Raw genomic sequence first — 12,479 nt, forward strand, 5'->3', positions numbered from 1 at the left:
TCCGTCCGGCCGGCCCCCAATTGCCAGCCGGACGAAGGGGAAGGTTTCTACGGGGAGACCGCCTCGGGCAGCCGCGGCTCCGGCAGGTAGACCTTGCCGCCCGACGCCAGGATTCCTGGCTCTTCTCCCGCATGCCGGTTGCCCGGTCCGCCAGGGCTGCCTGCGCCTCCGCGGACCCGTATTCGTCCCGGATGTCCTGGCTGATCCGCATGGAGCAGAACTTGGGCCCGCACATGGAGCAGAAGTGTGCCGTTTTGGCCGGCTCCGCGGGAAGCGTCTCGTCATGGAAGGCCTCGGCGGTCACCGGATCCAGTGACAGGGCGAACTGGTCGCGCCACCGGAATTCGAAGCGCGCCTTGGACAGGGCGTCATCGCGTTCGTGCGCGCCGGGGTGGCCCTTCGCCAGGTCCGCAGCGTGCGCTGCAATCTTGTAGGTGATGACCCCCGTCTTGACGTCGTCCTTGTTGGGCAGGCCCAGGTGTTCCTTCGGTGTCACGTAGCAGAGCATCGCGGTGCCGTAACGGGCGATTTCCGTGGCGCCGATGGCTGAGGTGATGTGGTCGTAGCCGGGTGCCACGTCGGTAACCAGGGACCGAGGGTGTAGAAGGGCGCACCCTTGCACAGCTCCTGCTGGCGCTCCACGTTTTCACGGACCAGGTGGAAGGGGATGTGCCCGGGACCTTCCACCATCACCTGGACGTCGTACTCCCAGGCGCGCAGGGTGAGCTCGGCCAGCGTGTCCAGTTCGGCAAACTGGGCGGCGTCGTTCGCGTCGGCCGTGGCACCCGGCCGCAGACCGTCGCCAAGCGAAAACGCGACGTCGTACCTGGCGAAGATCTCACACAGCTCATCGAAGTGTGTGTACAGGAAATTCTCCTGGTGGTGCGCCAGGCACCAGCCGGCCATGATGGAGCCGCCGCGCGACACGATGCCCGTGACCCGGTTTGCAGTCAGCGGCACGTAGCGCAGGAGGACGCCGGCGTGCACCGTCATGTAGTCCACGCCCTGTTCGCACTGCTCAATGACGGTGTCGCGGAAGATCTCCCAGGTCAGCTTGTTGGCTTCGCCGTTGACCTTCTCCAGCGCCTGGTAGATGGGCACGGTACCGATCGGTACGGGGGGAGTTGCGGATGATCCATTCGCGCGTGGTGTGGATGTCATCACCGGTGGAGAGGTCCATCACGGTGTCCGCGCCCCACTGCGTGGCCCACTGCAGCTTGTCCACCTCTTCCGCGATGGAACTGGTGACCGCGGAGTTGCCGATGTTGGCGTTGATCTTCACCAGGAACGCCTTGCCGATGATCATCGGCTCCGACTCAGGGTGGTTGATGTTGCTGGGAATGATGGCGCGGCCCGCCGCCAGTTCACTGCGGACCAGCTCCACGTCGCAGTTTTCGCGCAGTGCCACGAAGCGCATTTCGGGGGTGATGATGCCCTGCCGGGCGTAGTGCATCTGGGTTACCGTCCGGCCCCCGACGGCGCGGCGGGGCACCGGCTGCGCGCCCTTCCACTCGGCTGACGCGGCGCCGCGGCGGACGGCCGAGCGGCCGTCGTCGAGCAGGTTCCTGCCCCTGCCGCTGTACGCCTCGGTATCTCCCCGCCCGGCGATCCATGCTGCCCGGAAGGGCGGCAGCCCCCTCACCGGATCACTGCCTGGCCCGGCAGTCCGGTAGGTGCGGAAAGGCGGGTTCGCGTCTCCGTTGGGGGACGGTTCCAGGGAGATTTCCGTTACGGGAACCCGGATGCCCGATCCATCGTCGATGAAGGCCAGCGCATGCGACGCCAGGGACCGGGTGGCAGTTGCTGGTTTCCCCTCCGGCAGCACGTTCCCGGACTGGTTTTGGGCAGGGCTCAGCTGTTCATTTGGTGTACTCAAGGAATACTCACTTCCTTCGCCGGCATTACCCGGACAGGTTCGACGGTCGCAGGCTGCCTCAGCCCGATCTCAGCCCCTGCAGGGGCACCCGTGTGGTCAGGAACGAAGCTACCACAGCCGGTCCGCCGATCCTTGTCACAACTGCCGGTGTTAGCCTGACTGGCGACGAAAAGGGGATCCGATGCCGGAAATCATAGAATTCAGCGGCCCTGTGCTGACCGGGCCGGCCAGCGAACACCGCGGCCTGTGGTCCGTGGACGGGGCGCTGACATCTGTCCGCCCGCAGCAGGCTCCGGGCCGGGTGCTGGACGGCTGGGTGCTGCCCGGCCTGGTGGATGCGCACTGCCACATCGGGCTGGGGCCGGAGGGTCCGGTGGACTCCGCTGCCGCGGCGGACCAGGCCCGTGCGGACCTGGCTGCCGGCACGCTGCTGGTGCGTGACGCCGGCTCGCCGGCTGACACCCGGTGGATGCAGGGCGGCCGGGACTTCCCGGTGCTGATCCGGGCCGGGCGCCATGTGGCCCGCACACGCCGCTACCTCCGCGGCTTCGCTGACGAGGTGGAACCGGAGCACCTCGTGGAGGCCGTGCGCAAACAGGCCCGCGACGGCGACGGCTGGGTCAAGCTCGTCGGGGACTGGATCGACCGCGGGGCCGGGGACCTGGCACCCTCGTTTCCTGCCGCCGTCGTCCGGGATGCTGTCCGGGCCGCCCATGACGAAGGCGCCCGGGTGACTGCCCATTGCTTCGCCGAAGACACCCTCGACCAGATGCTGGATGCGGGCATCGACTGCATCGAGCACGCCACCGGCCTCCTGCCCGGCATCTTCCCCGGTTTGCGGAACAGGGCGTGCCGATCGTCCCCACCCTGGTCAACATCGCCACGTTCCCCGATATCGCTGCGCAGGCACGGCACAAATTCCCGCGCTACGCGGCGCACATGATGGCCCTGTGGGAGCGGCGCCTGGAGCGCGTGGGTGAGGCCTACGACGCCGGCGTGAGGATTTTCGCAGGGACGGACGCCGGCAGCGTCATCAGGCACGGGCGGATCGCCGACGAGATCCTTGCCCTGCACCAGGCAGGCCTGCCCATGGCGGCTGCGCTGGACGCCGCCTGCTGGTCGGCACGGGAGTGGCTCGGAGCGGACGGCGTGGCTGAGGGGGCGCGTGCCGACGTGGTTGTCTGCCGAAAGGATCCGCGTACCCGCCCGGAGGCCGTCCGGGACCTTTCCCACGTGGTGCTGGGAGGCCGCATCATCTCAGGGCCATAAGAAGGCTCTTGGAATAAATTGAAGCTTCAAGGAATTTTAACTGTGACAGGCCGTGTCCTCCGTGCGGCCGCCAGTACAGGGAGCATTCAATGACCGCAGAAGCCACCAGCCAGGACCTTCTTCCTGCCGACCTCACCATGGGCACCGTGATGCTCAAGGTCGGTGACATGAAGGTCATGACCGACTACTACCAGCGCGCCCTCGGCCTCGACGTTGTTGCCGAGCAGGACGGCGGCCTCTACCTCGGCCGCCTCCGGAAGCCGCTTGTCCACCTGGCGCCCGCGCCGGGGCTGAACCTTCCGGGCAGGGGGGAGGCGGGCCTCTTCCACACTGCGCTGCTGTTCGAGGACCAGGCCTCCCTCGCCGCAACCGTCGCCACCGCCGCACGCTTCAACCCGCACTCGTTCACCGGCAGCGCGGACCACCTTGTCAGCGAGGCCTTCGATTTCACCGACCCCGAAGGCAACGGCATCGAGCTGTACTGGGACCGGCCGCGCAGCAACTGGTCCTGGAACGGGACGGACGTGGTGATGGACAGCCTGGCGCTGCCGCCGCAGCGCTACCTTGAGCAGCACCTCACGGAGGAATCCCTGGAAGGACAGCACACCACCGCGGCCGGCGTGGGCCACGTCCACCTCCAGGTGGGCGACGTGCAGTCCGCCCGCGACTTCTACGTTGGCATCCTCGGCTTCGAGAAGACCGCGGGGTGGCACGGGCAGGCCCTCTTCGTCTCAGCGGGCCGGTACCACCACCACATGGCCATGAACGTCTGGAACAGCCGCGGCGCCGGCCCCCGGAAGGACACGCTGGGCCTTGGCGAGGTCCTCATCGAAGTGCCCGCGGGTGACGACGTCGGCGCGCTGGCTGACCGCCTGAAGGTCTCCGGAATACCGTCCAGCCACACCGGGGCGGAGTTGCTGTTCGAGGACCCGTGGCGCAACAACATCCGGGTGGCAGTACGCTGACCCCGGCGCCCCCGTACTAGGCTGAAACCGAAAGGCCGGTGCGGGTGACCGCCCCGTCCGCCGCACTTTCGACGGAAGGTTACCCCAATGGGCTTCACCGAGATCTTTGTCGCCACCCATGATGCAGCTCTCAAGCGCGCCGGTCTCCTGGACGCAGGCGGGGGAGCCCCCGCCGGCCAGGGCGTCCGCATTCCGGACATCACGGACTATGAGGTGGAACAGCTCGGCGACCTGGCCGGCACGGCCGTGCACGCCGGGGGAGCCGACTACGAGCTGACGATGGTCGATGTCACCAGCGATTCGCTGCTTGCCGTACCCCCTGCCATGGTCCGGGCGCTGGCCGACCTGCTGACCTACGAAACCGAGGGCGAAGGCAATGTCCTGGACGACGTCGCCGAACAGTGGGCGGCGCAGGAGGACATGCCATTCGGCGCTGCCCAGGCCCGTGTGTACGTCCAGCAGCTGGCCGAACTGGCCGGTGACGTGGACGATTCAGAACGGACAGGGCTGTACGTCTGGTCCGCGTAAGCGTTTGGCGCAACCTGTCCTGGAGCGCGCTTAATGCCGGCCCTTCCGCGGCCTGCGCCGCGCCAAGTCGAAATCGCGGCGCTCATCTGGCACAATAAACAGGTACTCGATCTGCGTGGCCCCTCTCTCCGCGTCCGGATCCTGTCCTTCGAACCCGCAAGTACGGCCCGCCCCACGGGTGCAGAAAACCGGGCTCACCCCCTTTTTCTGAAACAGGAGTGACCACAAAAGTGGCCGTAAAGATTCGCCTTAAGCGCCTCGGCAAGATGCGCGCCCCGTACTACCGCATCGTCGTCGCGGACTCACGCACCAAGCGTGACGGCCGCGCCATCGAGGAAATCGGCAAGTACCACCCCACCGAAGAGCCCTCGTACATCGAGGTCAACTCCGAGCGTGCGCAGTACTGGCTGTCCGTCGGCGCCCAGCCGTCCGAGCAGGTTGCCGCGATCCTGAAGATCACCGGTGACTGGCAGAAGTTCAAGGGCCTGCCGGGCCAGGAAGGCACCCTCAAGACCAAGTCTGAGAAGGAAGCCTTCGTTGCCCCGGAAAAGGGTTCCGTGATCATCCCGGAAGCCATCACCAAGAAGGCCTCCAAGTCTGACGCAGCAGAAGCCCCGGCCGAAGCCGAAGCAGAGACCACCGAGGCTGAGTAAATTGCTGGCAGACGCGCTGGAGCACCTGGTCCGCGGGATCGTTGATTCCCCGGACGACGTCAAGGTCAGCTCGAAGAGCAACCGCCGCGGGGACACCCTCGAGGTGCGTGTTCACCAGGATGACCTCGGACGGGTGATCGGCCGCCAGGGCCGCACGGCACGCGCACTGCGCACCGTCGTCGCAGCACTGGCCGGCGGCGAACCGGTCAGGGTCGACGTCGTCGACACCGACCGCCGCCGCTGAGCGCACGGCAACACCAGTTTTTGCTCCGGCCCCTCCACCAGCAGGTGGAGGGGCCGGAGTCTTTTCCAGAACACCCGCTTTACCGACCCGAACAGAGGAAGACATGCAGCTTCAGGTGGCCCGCATCGGCAAACCCCACGGCATCCGCGGGGAAGTCACGGTCCAGGTCCTGACAGACGCTCCTGAGGACCGCTTTATCCCCGGCACCGAATTCGTGGTTGAGCCCGCGTCCTCCGGCCCGCTGACGGTGAGCAGCGCACGCTGGAACAAGGACATCCTCCTGTTGGGATTCGAAGAGGTTGCCGACCGCAACATGGCGGAGACATTGCGTGGTGCCAAGCTCTTCATTGAGACAGCGGACCTGGACGAGGATGACGACGAGGGCTGGTACGAGCATGAACTCGTGGGCCTCGAAGCCCGCGTGGGCGACCAGGTGGTGGGCAAAGTCACCGCCCTCAACACGGGCCCGGCCCAGGACCTGCTGATGGTCACCACCCCGGAAGGCGGGGAAATCCTGGTCCCGTTCGTGGAGCAGATCGTCCCGGAAGTGAACATCGGGGAGGGGTACATCCTCCTCACCCCGCCTGACGGCCTCTTCGAACTTAATTCGGAAGACGCCGCCGCACCCGGTGAGGAAGGCAAAGCGTAGATGCGGATCGACGTCGTCACGATTTTTCCGGAGTACCTGGCACCGCTGGAACTCTCGCTGATCGGAAAGGCCCGGCAGGACGGCCTGCTGGATCTTCGGGTCCATGACCTGCGCGCTTTCACCACCGACAGGCACCGGACGGTGGATGACACTCCCTACGGGGGCGGTGCCGGCATGGTGATGAAGCCCGAACCCTGGGCGCAGGCCCTTGCGGCCATCGCCGGAGACCGCCCGGAGGGTGCCGGCAAACCGGTCCTCATCGTCCCGTCGCCGGCCGGGGAGCGGTTTACGCAGGCGCTTGCCTACGAACTGGCCGAGGAAAAGCATTTGGCCTTCGCGTGCGGGCGGTATGAGGGCATCGACGAACGCGTCATTGACTGGTCCCGGGAACACTTCGACGTCCGGCCCGTCAGCCTCGGAGACTATGTCCTGAACGGCGGGGAGGTGGCTGTCCTGGCGATGGTCGAGGCCATCGGCCGGCTGCTGCCCGGCGTGGTGGGCAACCCGGAATCCCTGGTGGAGGAGTCCCACTCGGACGGTCTCCTGGAATACCCCGTGTACACCAAGCCCTCAGTCTGGCGGGACCGGGAAGTGCCGGCGGTGCTGCTGAGCGGCAACCACGGCAGGATCGCGCAGTGGCGGCGGCACGAACAGTTCCGCCGGACTGCCCAGCGCCGCCCTGACCTCCTCGAAGGGTTCGACGCCGGCAAGCTGCCACGTGCCGACCGCACCGAACTGCAGGACCTGGGGTACGACGTCGTCGACGGGAAGCTGGTCCGGCGCGCCGGGGCGCCGGAAGAAGCACGCGACTGACGGTGCCGCCCTGTCCGCCCGGACTGAGGCGGATTGGCTGTAACGGCGCTGCTGTGGCAAAATTAGTCCTTGTGTCTGCTGGGCCAGCGCCTGCCACAGGGGGAGCGAAGCCAACAGCCTGACAACCGGCCCCGTCAACAATTGGGGTGGCCGGACTACTTAGCTTTCGGCAGCATTTCCGGCGCTACCTGCGCCGTGCCCTGCTGCCGTGACCCAAAGTGAATGACCTGTGGCGTTCACCAGGAGTGCAATCATGCATATTCTCGATTCCGTAGACGCAGCTTCGCTGCGCACCGATGTTCCCGAATTCCGCGCGGGTGACACCCTCAAGGTTCACGTGAACATCATCGAAGGCAAGAACTCCCGCGTCCAGGTGTTCCAGGGCTTCGTCCTGGGCCGCCAGGGTGACGGCGTCCGCGAGACCTTCACTGTCCGCAAGGTCTCCTTCGGTGTCGGCGTTGAGCGTACCTTCCCGGTACACTCCCCGATCATCGAAAAGATCGAGGTTGTCACCAAGGGCGACGTTCGCCGCGCCAAGCTTTACTACATGCGTGCACTGCGCGGTAAGGCTGCGAAGATCAAGGAAAAGCGCGACTTCAGCACCGCCAAGTAAGTCCTTTTCGGACATACGCAGGCTGGGCCGCAGCCGTATCCGGCCAGCGCCGGAGCCAATCAGCACCAGCGCCAGGATACGGACCATGGACCAGACAAAACGCCAGCCCACAAGAATGGGCTGGCGTTTTGCGTTCCTGGCACTGCTCCTTGCCGTGGCCGTCAGCGGGGTGGTCCGGTCACTGTGGCTCGACGTCTACTTCATTCCGTCCGAGTCCATGGAACCCCTGCTGGAAGGCGGGGACCGGATCCTGGTGTCCCGGACCGACTTCCAGGCAGAACCCATCCGCCGGGGCGACATCGTGGTGTTCGACGGCAGGGGTACGTTCGCACCGCTCAACAGCGGCAGGGGCCCCGTCGTGGATGCGGCCGCAGGCGTCACCCAGTGGCTTGGACTCACCGGCAGCGACACCACCTATGTCAAACGCGTCATCGGTCTCCCCGGCGACACCGTGGCCTGCTGCGACGCGGCGGGAAAGATTACTGTTAATGGCGGGGCGCTGGACGAGCCCTACCTCTTCAGCGGCGACGCCCCCAGCACGCAGAAGTTCACAGCGGTGATCCCGGACGGGCGGCTGTGGCTTATGGGTGACCACCGCTCGCAGTCCGCCGATTCCCGGAGCCTGCTGGGCGCCCCCGGCGGCGGCATGGTGCCGATGGAACGCGTCATCGGGCGCCCCGTCCAGATCATCTGGCCCCTTGATAGATTTGCTCCAGTACCCCGCCCGTACGCGGCGGAACCAATAACAGAGAACGGACAGTAGATGCCCGAGAATCACGCGCGGACACCGGAACCGCGCCCCGACGGCGCCTCTGAGACTCCGGCAGGCCAGACCGCCGGCGGGCCCGTCCCCGGTCCGGAAGCGCCTGACCCTGCGCCGGCGGAAAGCCGGTCCGCCGCGAAGGCAGCCGCAAAGCCCGCCGGCAGCCCGGTGTTCGCATGGCTGAAGGAGGTCGCCACGGTGGTGGTGATCGCCGTCGTGCTGTCCTTCCTCATCAAGACTTTCCTCTTCCGGGCGTTCTTTATCCCGTCCGAGTCCATGGTGAACACCCTGGACGTCGACGACCGCATCTTCGTCAACCTGCTGGTGCCGGAGCCCTTCTCGCTCAGCCGCGGAGACATTGTGGTCTTCCGCGATACCAAGGGCTGGCTCCCGCCGGTCGAAGAGAAGGCGGATGGCCCTTTCACCTGGGTGCAGGACGGGCTGACGTTCGTTGGGCTGCTCCCGGACAACTCCGAGCAGCACCTGGTCAAAAGGGTCATTGGGCTGCCCGGCGACCACGTGGTCTGCTGCGATGCCGGCGGTAAACTGACCATTAACGGCTCAGCCGTGGACGAGCCCTACGTCAACCCCGCCGAGGTCCCGCAGGTCCGGAACTTCGACGTGGTGGTTCCCGAAGGAAAGGTGTGGGTGATGGGCGACAACCGGAACCATTCCGCCGATTCGAGGGCGCACATGGACTCCGACGGGGGTTTCATCGACCTTGACGACCTCGAAGGCAAGGCGGCAGTCATTGCGTGGCCGCTGAACCGGATAACAACGCTCGACAACTATCCGGACGTGTTCCGGAACGTACCCGCCGCTTCCTGACATGTCCCCGGCAGTCAAAGACCACCCGGGAGAGACCGCTCCGGCCCGTCGCCGGTCCGGTTCCACGAAAGCGCCCGCCGGCACCAGGGCATCCGCCGGCCGCGCCAAGGCGCCGACCTTGCGGCACGAGCGGTCCTTCAAGGCCCAGGGGTCCGTTTCCTTGCCGGGATGGACGAGGTGGGCCGCGGCGCACTGGCCGGGCCGGTCAGCGTCGGCATCGCCGTCGTCGACCTTGAACGCCAGCGCAGCCTTGCCGGGGTGCGGGACAGCAAGCTCCTGCCGCCCGCTGAACGGGAACGCCTGGATCCACTGGTCCGCCGCTGGAGCGTGGCCTCGGCGGTCGGGCACGCCAGCGCCCGGGAAATTGATGACTTCGGCATCATGGCCGCCCTGCGCCTGGCGGGAACCAGGGCCTGGAACGCCGTCCTGGCGGCCGGGGTCACACCGGACCTCGTGCTCCTGGACGGCAACCACAACTGGCTTTCCCCGGCGGAGCAGCCGTCCCTCTTCGAACCGGTTGCCCTCGACGCTGCCTGCCAGGCCCCGGTGCACACCAAAATCAAGGCCGACATGCAATGTTTGAGCGTTGCGGCGGCGAGCGTTATCGCCAAGGTGGAACGGGACAGGGCCATGCGGGAACTGCACGCCGAGTACCCGGACTTTGGCTGGGACATCAACAAGGGCTATGCCACGGCGCTGCACCGCGACGTGCTGCGCGCTGCCGGACCAAGCCCCTACCACCGCGTGAGCTGGAACCTGCTCGGCGGGGAACTCCGGGACGGGGAAGTGGCGGACGGTGAGGTGCCGGACGACGAATGTGCTTTGGACGAACTTTCCCTCGATGAACGGTCCGGCCTGGCGGAATCCGCCGCGGACTGATCCCCACTCCCGTCCGGGCGCCCGCGGCGGCGGACATGGTGCAAGATGGAAGCATGAGTGCTGAGGATCTTGAAAACTACGAAACCGACATGGAGCTCCAGCTCTACCGTGAATACCGCGACGTCGTCGGACTGTTCAGCTATGTAGTCGAGACCGAACGGCGCTTCTACCTGGCAAACCACGTGGACCTGCAGGCCCGCAGCGCAGACGGCGAGGTCTACTTCGACCTGACGCTGCAGGATGCCTGGGTGTGGGACGTGTACCGCTCCGCCCGGTTCGTCAAGAGCGTCCGGGTCCTCACCTTCAAGGACGTCAACGTGGAAGAGCTTCCGCGCAATGAAGAACTGGCCATGCCCAAGGACGTGGACCTGGGCAACTAGCTCCGGGGCCGCCGCGCCACTTTCCCTTCACAGCCCGCCGTATGCACATACGGCGGGCTGTGCTGTCCGCCGCTACTTCCGCAGGCCCAGGCTGGTTAACGGAGGTAGAAACATGAGATCGAAAGACCTGCTGGGCCGGCACGGCGAGGAACTCGCCGCCGGCTACCTGGAGTCGCTGGGCATGCTGGTGGTGGAACGCAACTGGCGCTGCCCCGAGGGTGAAATCGACATCGTCGCCCTGGACGGCGACGCCCTGGTGATCGCCGAAGTCAAAACACGGCGTTCCCTGGACTACGGCCACCCGTTCGAAGCGGTAGGGCCCGAAAAGCTTGCCCGGCTGCACCGCCTCGGCTCGGCATGGTGCCGCGACCGGGAATTGCGGATGCCCCTGCGGCGGGTGGACGTCATTGCCGTCGTTGATGACGGGGGAGGCCAGCCCACCGTGGAACACCTCAAGGGGGTCGGGTGATGGCACTGGGCCGCACATATTCCATCGCGCTGGTGGGCCTGAACGGGTACATGGTTGAGGTCGAGGCCGACATCGGACAGACCCTGCCGGCCTTCATCATCCTTGGGCTGCCGGATGCTTCCCTCAACGAAGCACGGGAGCGGATCAGGTCCGCGGCCAGGAACTCTGGAATTCCGCTCAGCCGCAGGAAAATCACTGCCAACCTGATTCCGGCATCGCTTCCCAAGCGCGGTTCCGGCTTCGACCTCGCCGTGACCATGGCCGTGCTCCGCGCCGCCAATGACATCCGGCCCACTGGCCGGACGGTCTTCATCGCCGAGCTTGGGCTTGACGGCCGGCTCCGGCCGGTCCGTGGAATCCTGCCCGCGGTCATGGCCTCGGTGCAGGCAGGATTCCCTGACATTGTGGTGGCGCACGCCAACCTCGCCGAGGCCGCCCTGGTTCCGGGAGCACATGTGCGGGGCTACCGCACCCTTGCGCGGCTGGCACTGGACTTCGGAGCGGATCCGCAGGAGCTCGCCCTTGACTTTGAACCCGAGGACCAGGACGGTGGCGATGACCTTTCCGCCACGGACGGGCCCTGCCCCGACATGGCTGACGTGTCCGGGCAGGCCGATGCCCGCCGTGCCCTGGAGGTCGCAGCTGCCGGCGCCCACCATCTGCTGCTGACCGGCCCGCCCGGCGCCGGCAAAACCATGCTGGCGGAACGGCTGCCCGGCCTGCTGCCAGACCTTGGCGACCATGAATCCATGGAGGTCACCGCCATCCACTCGCTCTGCGGGCTTCCCTCCTCCACGGTCCAGCTGCTTCGGCGGCCGCCCTTCGAAAGCCCACACCATTCGGCAACAGCCGCAGCCATCATCGGCGGGGGTTCGGGGCTGCCGCGGCCCGGGGCAGCCTCGCGGGCGCACCGCGGTGTGCTGTTCCTGGACGAGGCACCCGAATACGAGCGGCGGGTCCTGGACGCGCTGCGGCAGCCGCTGGAAAGCGGGGAACTGGTGATCCACAGGTCGGCCGGGACAGCGGCGTATCCTGCACGCTTCCAGCTGGTGCTCGCAGCCAACCCCTGCCCCTGCGGCAAGGCTTCCGGGAAGGGGCTCGAGTGCACCTGCACACCCATGATGCGGCGCCGCTACCTGGCCAGGATGTCCGGGCCGCTGCTGGACCGGGTGGACATCCAGCTGCAGGTCGAACGGGTATCGCTCGCCGAGTTTGGCCAGTCCGGAGCTGAGGAGGATTCAGCGGCCGTAGCCGGACGGGTGCGGGAAGCCCGACTCCGCCAGTCGGAGCGGCTGCAGCCCTTCGGTCTGGAGACCAACTCCCAGGTGCCCGGCCGCATCCTGCGCGGAGAACTGCGGCTGGCGCCGGCGGCAACCCGGATCCTGGACCATTCCCTGGAGCGGGGCATTTTGACTGCACGCGGCTATGACCGCGTGCTTCGCCTGGCCTGGACACTCGCCGACCTGGGCCACCGGGACAAGCCGGACACCGACGATATCGGACAGGCACTCGGACTGCGGCAGGCCGCGGCGGTGTCGGCATGAGGGAAA

Annotated in this window: 12 protein-coding genes, 3 pseudogenes and 1 riboswitch; of the genes and pseudogenes, 14 read left to right on the forward strand and 1 reads right to left on the reverse strand. The window is 66.8% G+C overall.

What is annotated here, in order from left to right:
* Nucleotides 1-47 precede the first annotated feature (47 nt).
* Nucleotides 48-1,876: pseudogene (thiC, locus tag ACPEE0_RS07590) on the reverse strand (phosphomethylpyrimidine synthase ThiC).
* A riboswitch (TPP riboswitch) is annotated at nt 1,871-1,978 on the reverse strand. (Overlaps the previous pseudogene by 6 nt.)
* Nucleotides 1,979-2,057: 79 nt before the next feature.
* Here thiC and ACPEE0_RS07595 point away from each other — a divergent pair.
* The 14 genes and pseudogenes from ACPEE0_RS07595 to ACPEE0_RS07660 all read left to right on the forward strand — a co-directional run bounded on the left by ACPEE0_RS07595 (nt 2,058) and on the right by ACPEE0_RS07660 (nt 12,473).
* Nucleotides 2,058-3,145: pseudogene (locus tag ACPEE0_RS07595) on the forward strand (amidohydrolase family protein).
* Nucleotides 3,146-3,234: 89 nt separating this feature from the next.
* Entirely contained in the window at nt 3,235-4,110 is an 876-nt protein-coding gene (locus tag ACPEE0_RS07600; protein ID WP_424574239.1) for a VOC family protein, read from the forward strand.
* An 87-nt stretch (nt 4,111-4,197) separates the two neighbouring features.
* Complete coding sequence (locus ACPEE0_RS07605) at nt 4,198-4,638, forward strand: hypothetical protein (RefSeq protein ID WP_009359299.1); 441 nt, start codon at nt 4,198-4,200, stop codon at nt 4,636-4,638.
* 230 nt (nt 4,639-4,868) lie between these two features.
* Entirely contained in the window at nt 4,869-5,291 is a 423-nt protein-coding gene (gene rpsP / locus ACPEE0_RS07610) for a 30S ribosomal protein S16 (protein ID WP_009359301.1), read from the forward strand.
* A 1-nt stretch (nt 5,292) separates the two neighbouring features.
* A complete protein-coding gene (locus ACPEE0_RS07615; RefSeq protein WP_009359302.1) occupies nt 5,293-5,535 on the forward strand; it encodes an RNA-binding protein in 243 nt (80 codons plus the stop codon).
* Nucleotides 5,536-5,638: 103 nt separating this feature from the next.
* Nucleotides 5,639-6,184 carry a ribosome maturation factor RimM gene (gene rimM / locus ACPEE0_RS07620; protein ID WP_424574240.1) on the forward strand — a complete coding sequence of 182 codons (546 nt, stop codon included), beginning with the start codon at nt 5,639-5,641 and terminating at the stop codon, nt 6,182-6,184.
* Nucleotides 6,185-6,997, forward strand: a complete 813-nt coding sequence (gene trmD / locus ACPEE0_RS07625) for a tRNA (guanosine(37)-N1)-methyltransferase TrmD (protein ID WP_424574241.1) — start codon at nt 6,185-6,187, stop codon at nt 6,995-6,997.
* A 253-nt stretch (nt 6,998-7,250) separates the two neighbouring features.
* Complete coding sequence (gene rplS / locus ACPEE0_RS07630; RefSeq protein ID WP_009359303.1) at nt 7,251-7,610, forward strand: 50S ribosomal protein L19; 360 nt, start codon at nt 7,251-7,253, stop codon at nt 7,608-7,610.
* Nucleotides 7,611-7,695: 85 nt separating this feature from the next.
* Nucleotides 7,696-8,373 (forward strand): signal peptidase I, encoded by a 678-nt coding sequence (gene lepB, locus ACPEE0_RS07635; protein WP_424574242.1) that lies wholly within the window; start codon nt 7,696-7,698, stop codon nt 8,371-8,373.
* On the forward strand, nt 8,374-9,201 hold the full coding sequence (gene lepB / locus ACPEE0_RS07640) for a signal peptidase I (protein WP_424574243.1): 828 nt from the start codon (nt 8,374-8,376) through the stop codon (nt 9,199-9,201).
* Between the two features lies 1 nt (nt 9,202).
* Nucleotides 9,203-10,080 (forward strand): annotated as a pseudogene (locus tag ACPEE0_RS07645) (ribonuclease HII).
* A 53-nt stretch (nt 10,081-10,133) separates the two neighbouring features.
* The gene (locus ACPEE0_RS07650) at nt 10,134-10,460 is read left to right on the forward strand and encodes a DUF2469 domain-containing protein (RefSeq protein ID WP_009359307.1); all 327 of its coding nucleotides are present in this window, start codon (nt 10,134-10,136) and stop codon (nt 10,458-10,460) included.
* A 112-nt stretch (nt 10,461-10,572) separates the two neighbouring features.
* Complete coding sequence (locus tag ACPEE0_RS07655) at nt 10,573-10,929, forward strand: YraN family protein (RefSeq protein WP_424574244.1); 357 nt, start codon at nt 10,573-10,575, stop codon at nt 10,927-10,929.
* On the forward strand, nt 10,929-12,473 hold the full coding sequence (locus tag ACPEE0_RS07660) for a YifB family Mg chelatase-like AAA ATPase (RefSeq protein ID WP_407709583.1): 1,545 nt from the start codon (nt 10,929-10,931) through the stop codon (nt 12,471-12,473). The genes ACPEE0_RS07655 and ACPEE0_RS07660 overlap by 1 nt, the downstream gene beginning before the upstream one ends.
* Nucleotides 12,474-12,479: the final 6 nt, after the last annotated feature.

This window comes from Arthrobacter sp. SD76, assembly GCF_049726125.1.
GTDB classification, from domain to species: domain Bacteria; phylum Actinomycetota; class Actinomycetes; order Actinomycetales; family Micrococcaceae; genus Arthrobacter; species Arthrobacter nitrophenolicus.

Excerpts from the sequence above, each read along its gene's own strand:
- ACPEE0_RS07650 (WP_009359307.1), top strand. The coding sequence starts at position 10,134 with ATGAGTGCTGAGGATCTTGAAAACTACGAAACCGACATGGAGCTCCAG.
- lepB (WP_424574243.1), top strand. The coding sequence starts at position 8,374 with ATGCCCGAGAATCACGCGCGGACACCGGAACCGCGCCCCGACGGCGCC.
- ACPEE0_RS07600 (WP_424574239.1), top strand. The coding sequence starts at position 3,235 with ATGACCGCAGAAGCCACCAGCCAGGACCTTCTTCCTGCCGACCTCACC.
- lepB (WP_424574242.1), top strand. The coding sequence starts at position 7,696 with ATGGACCAGACAAAACGCCAGCCCACAAGAATGGGCTGGCGTTTTGCG.
- ACPEE0_RS07660 (WP_407709583.1), top strand. The coding sequence starts at position 10,929 with ATGGCACTGGGCCGCACATATTCCATCGCGCTGGTGGGCCTGAACGGG.
- rplS (WP_009359303.1), top strand. The coding sequence starts at position 7,251 with ATGCATATTCTCGATTCCGTAGACGCAGCTTCGCTGCGCACCGATGTT.
- ACPEE0_RS07655 (WP_424574244.1), top strand. The coding sequence starts at position 10,573 with ATGAGATCGAAAGACCTGCTGGGCCGGCACGGCGAGGAACTCGCCGCC.
- rimM (WP_424574240.1), top strand. The coding sequence starts at position 5,639 with ATGCAGCTTCAGGTGGCCCGCATCGGCAAACCCCACGGCATCCGCGGG.
- ACPEE0_RS07605 (WP_009359299.1), top strand. The coding sequence starts at position 4,198 with ATGGGCTTCACCGAGATCTTTGTCGCCACCCATGATGCAGCTCTCAAG.
- trmD (WP_424574241.1), top strand. The coding sequence starts at position 6,185 with ATGCGGATCGACGTCGTCACGATTTTTCCGGAGTACCTGGCACCGCTG.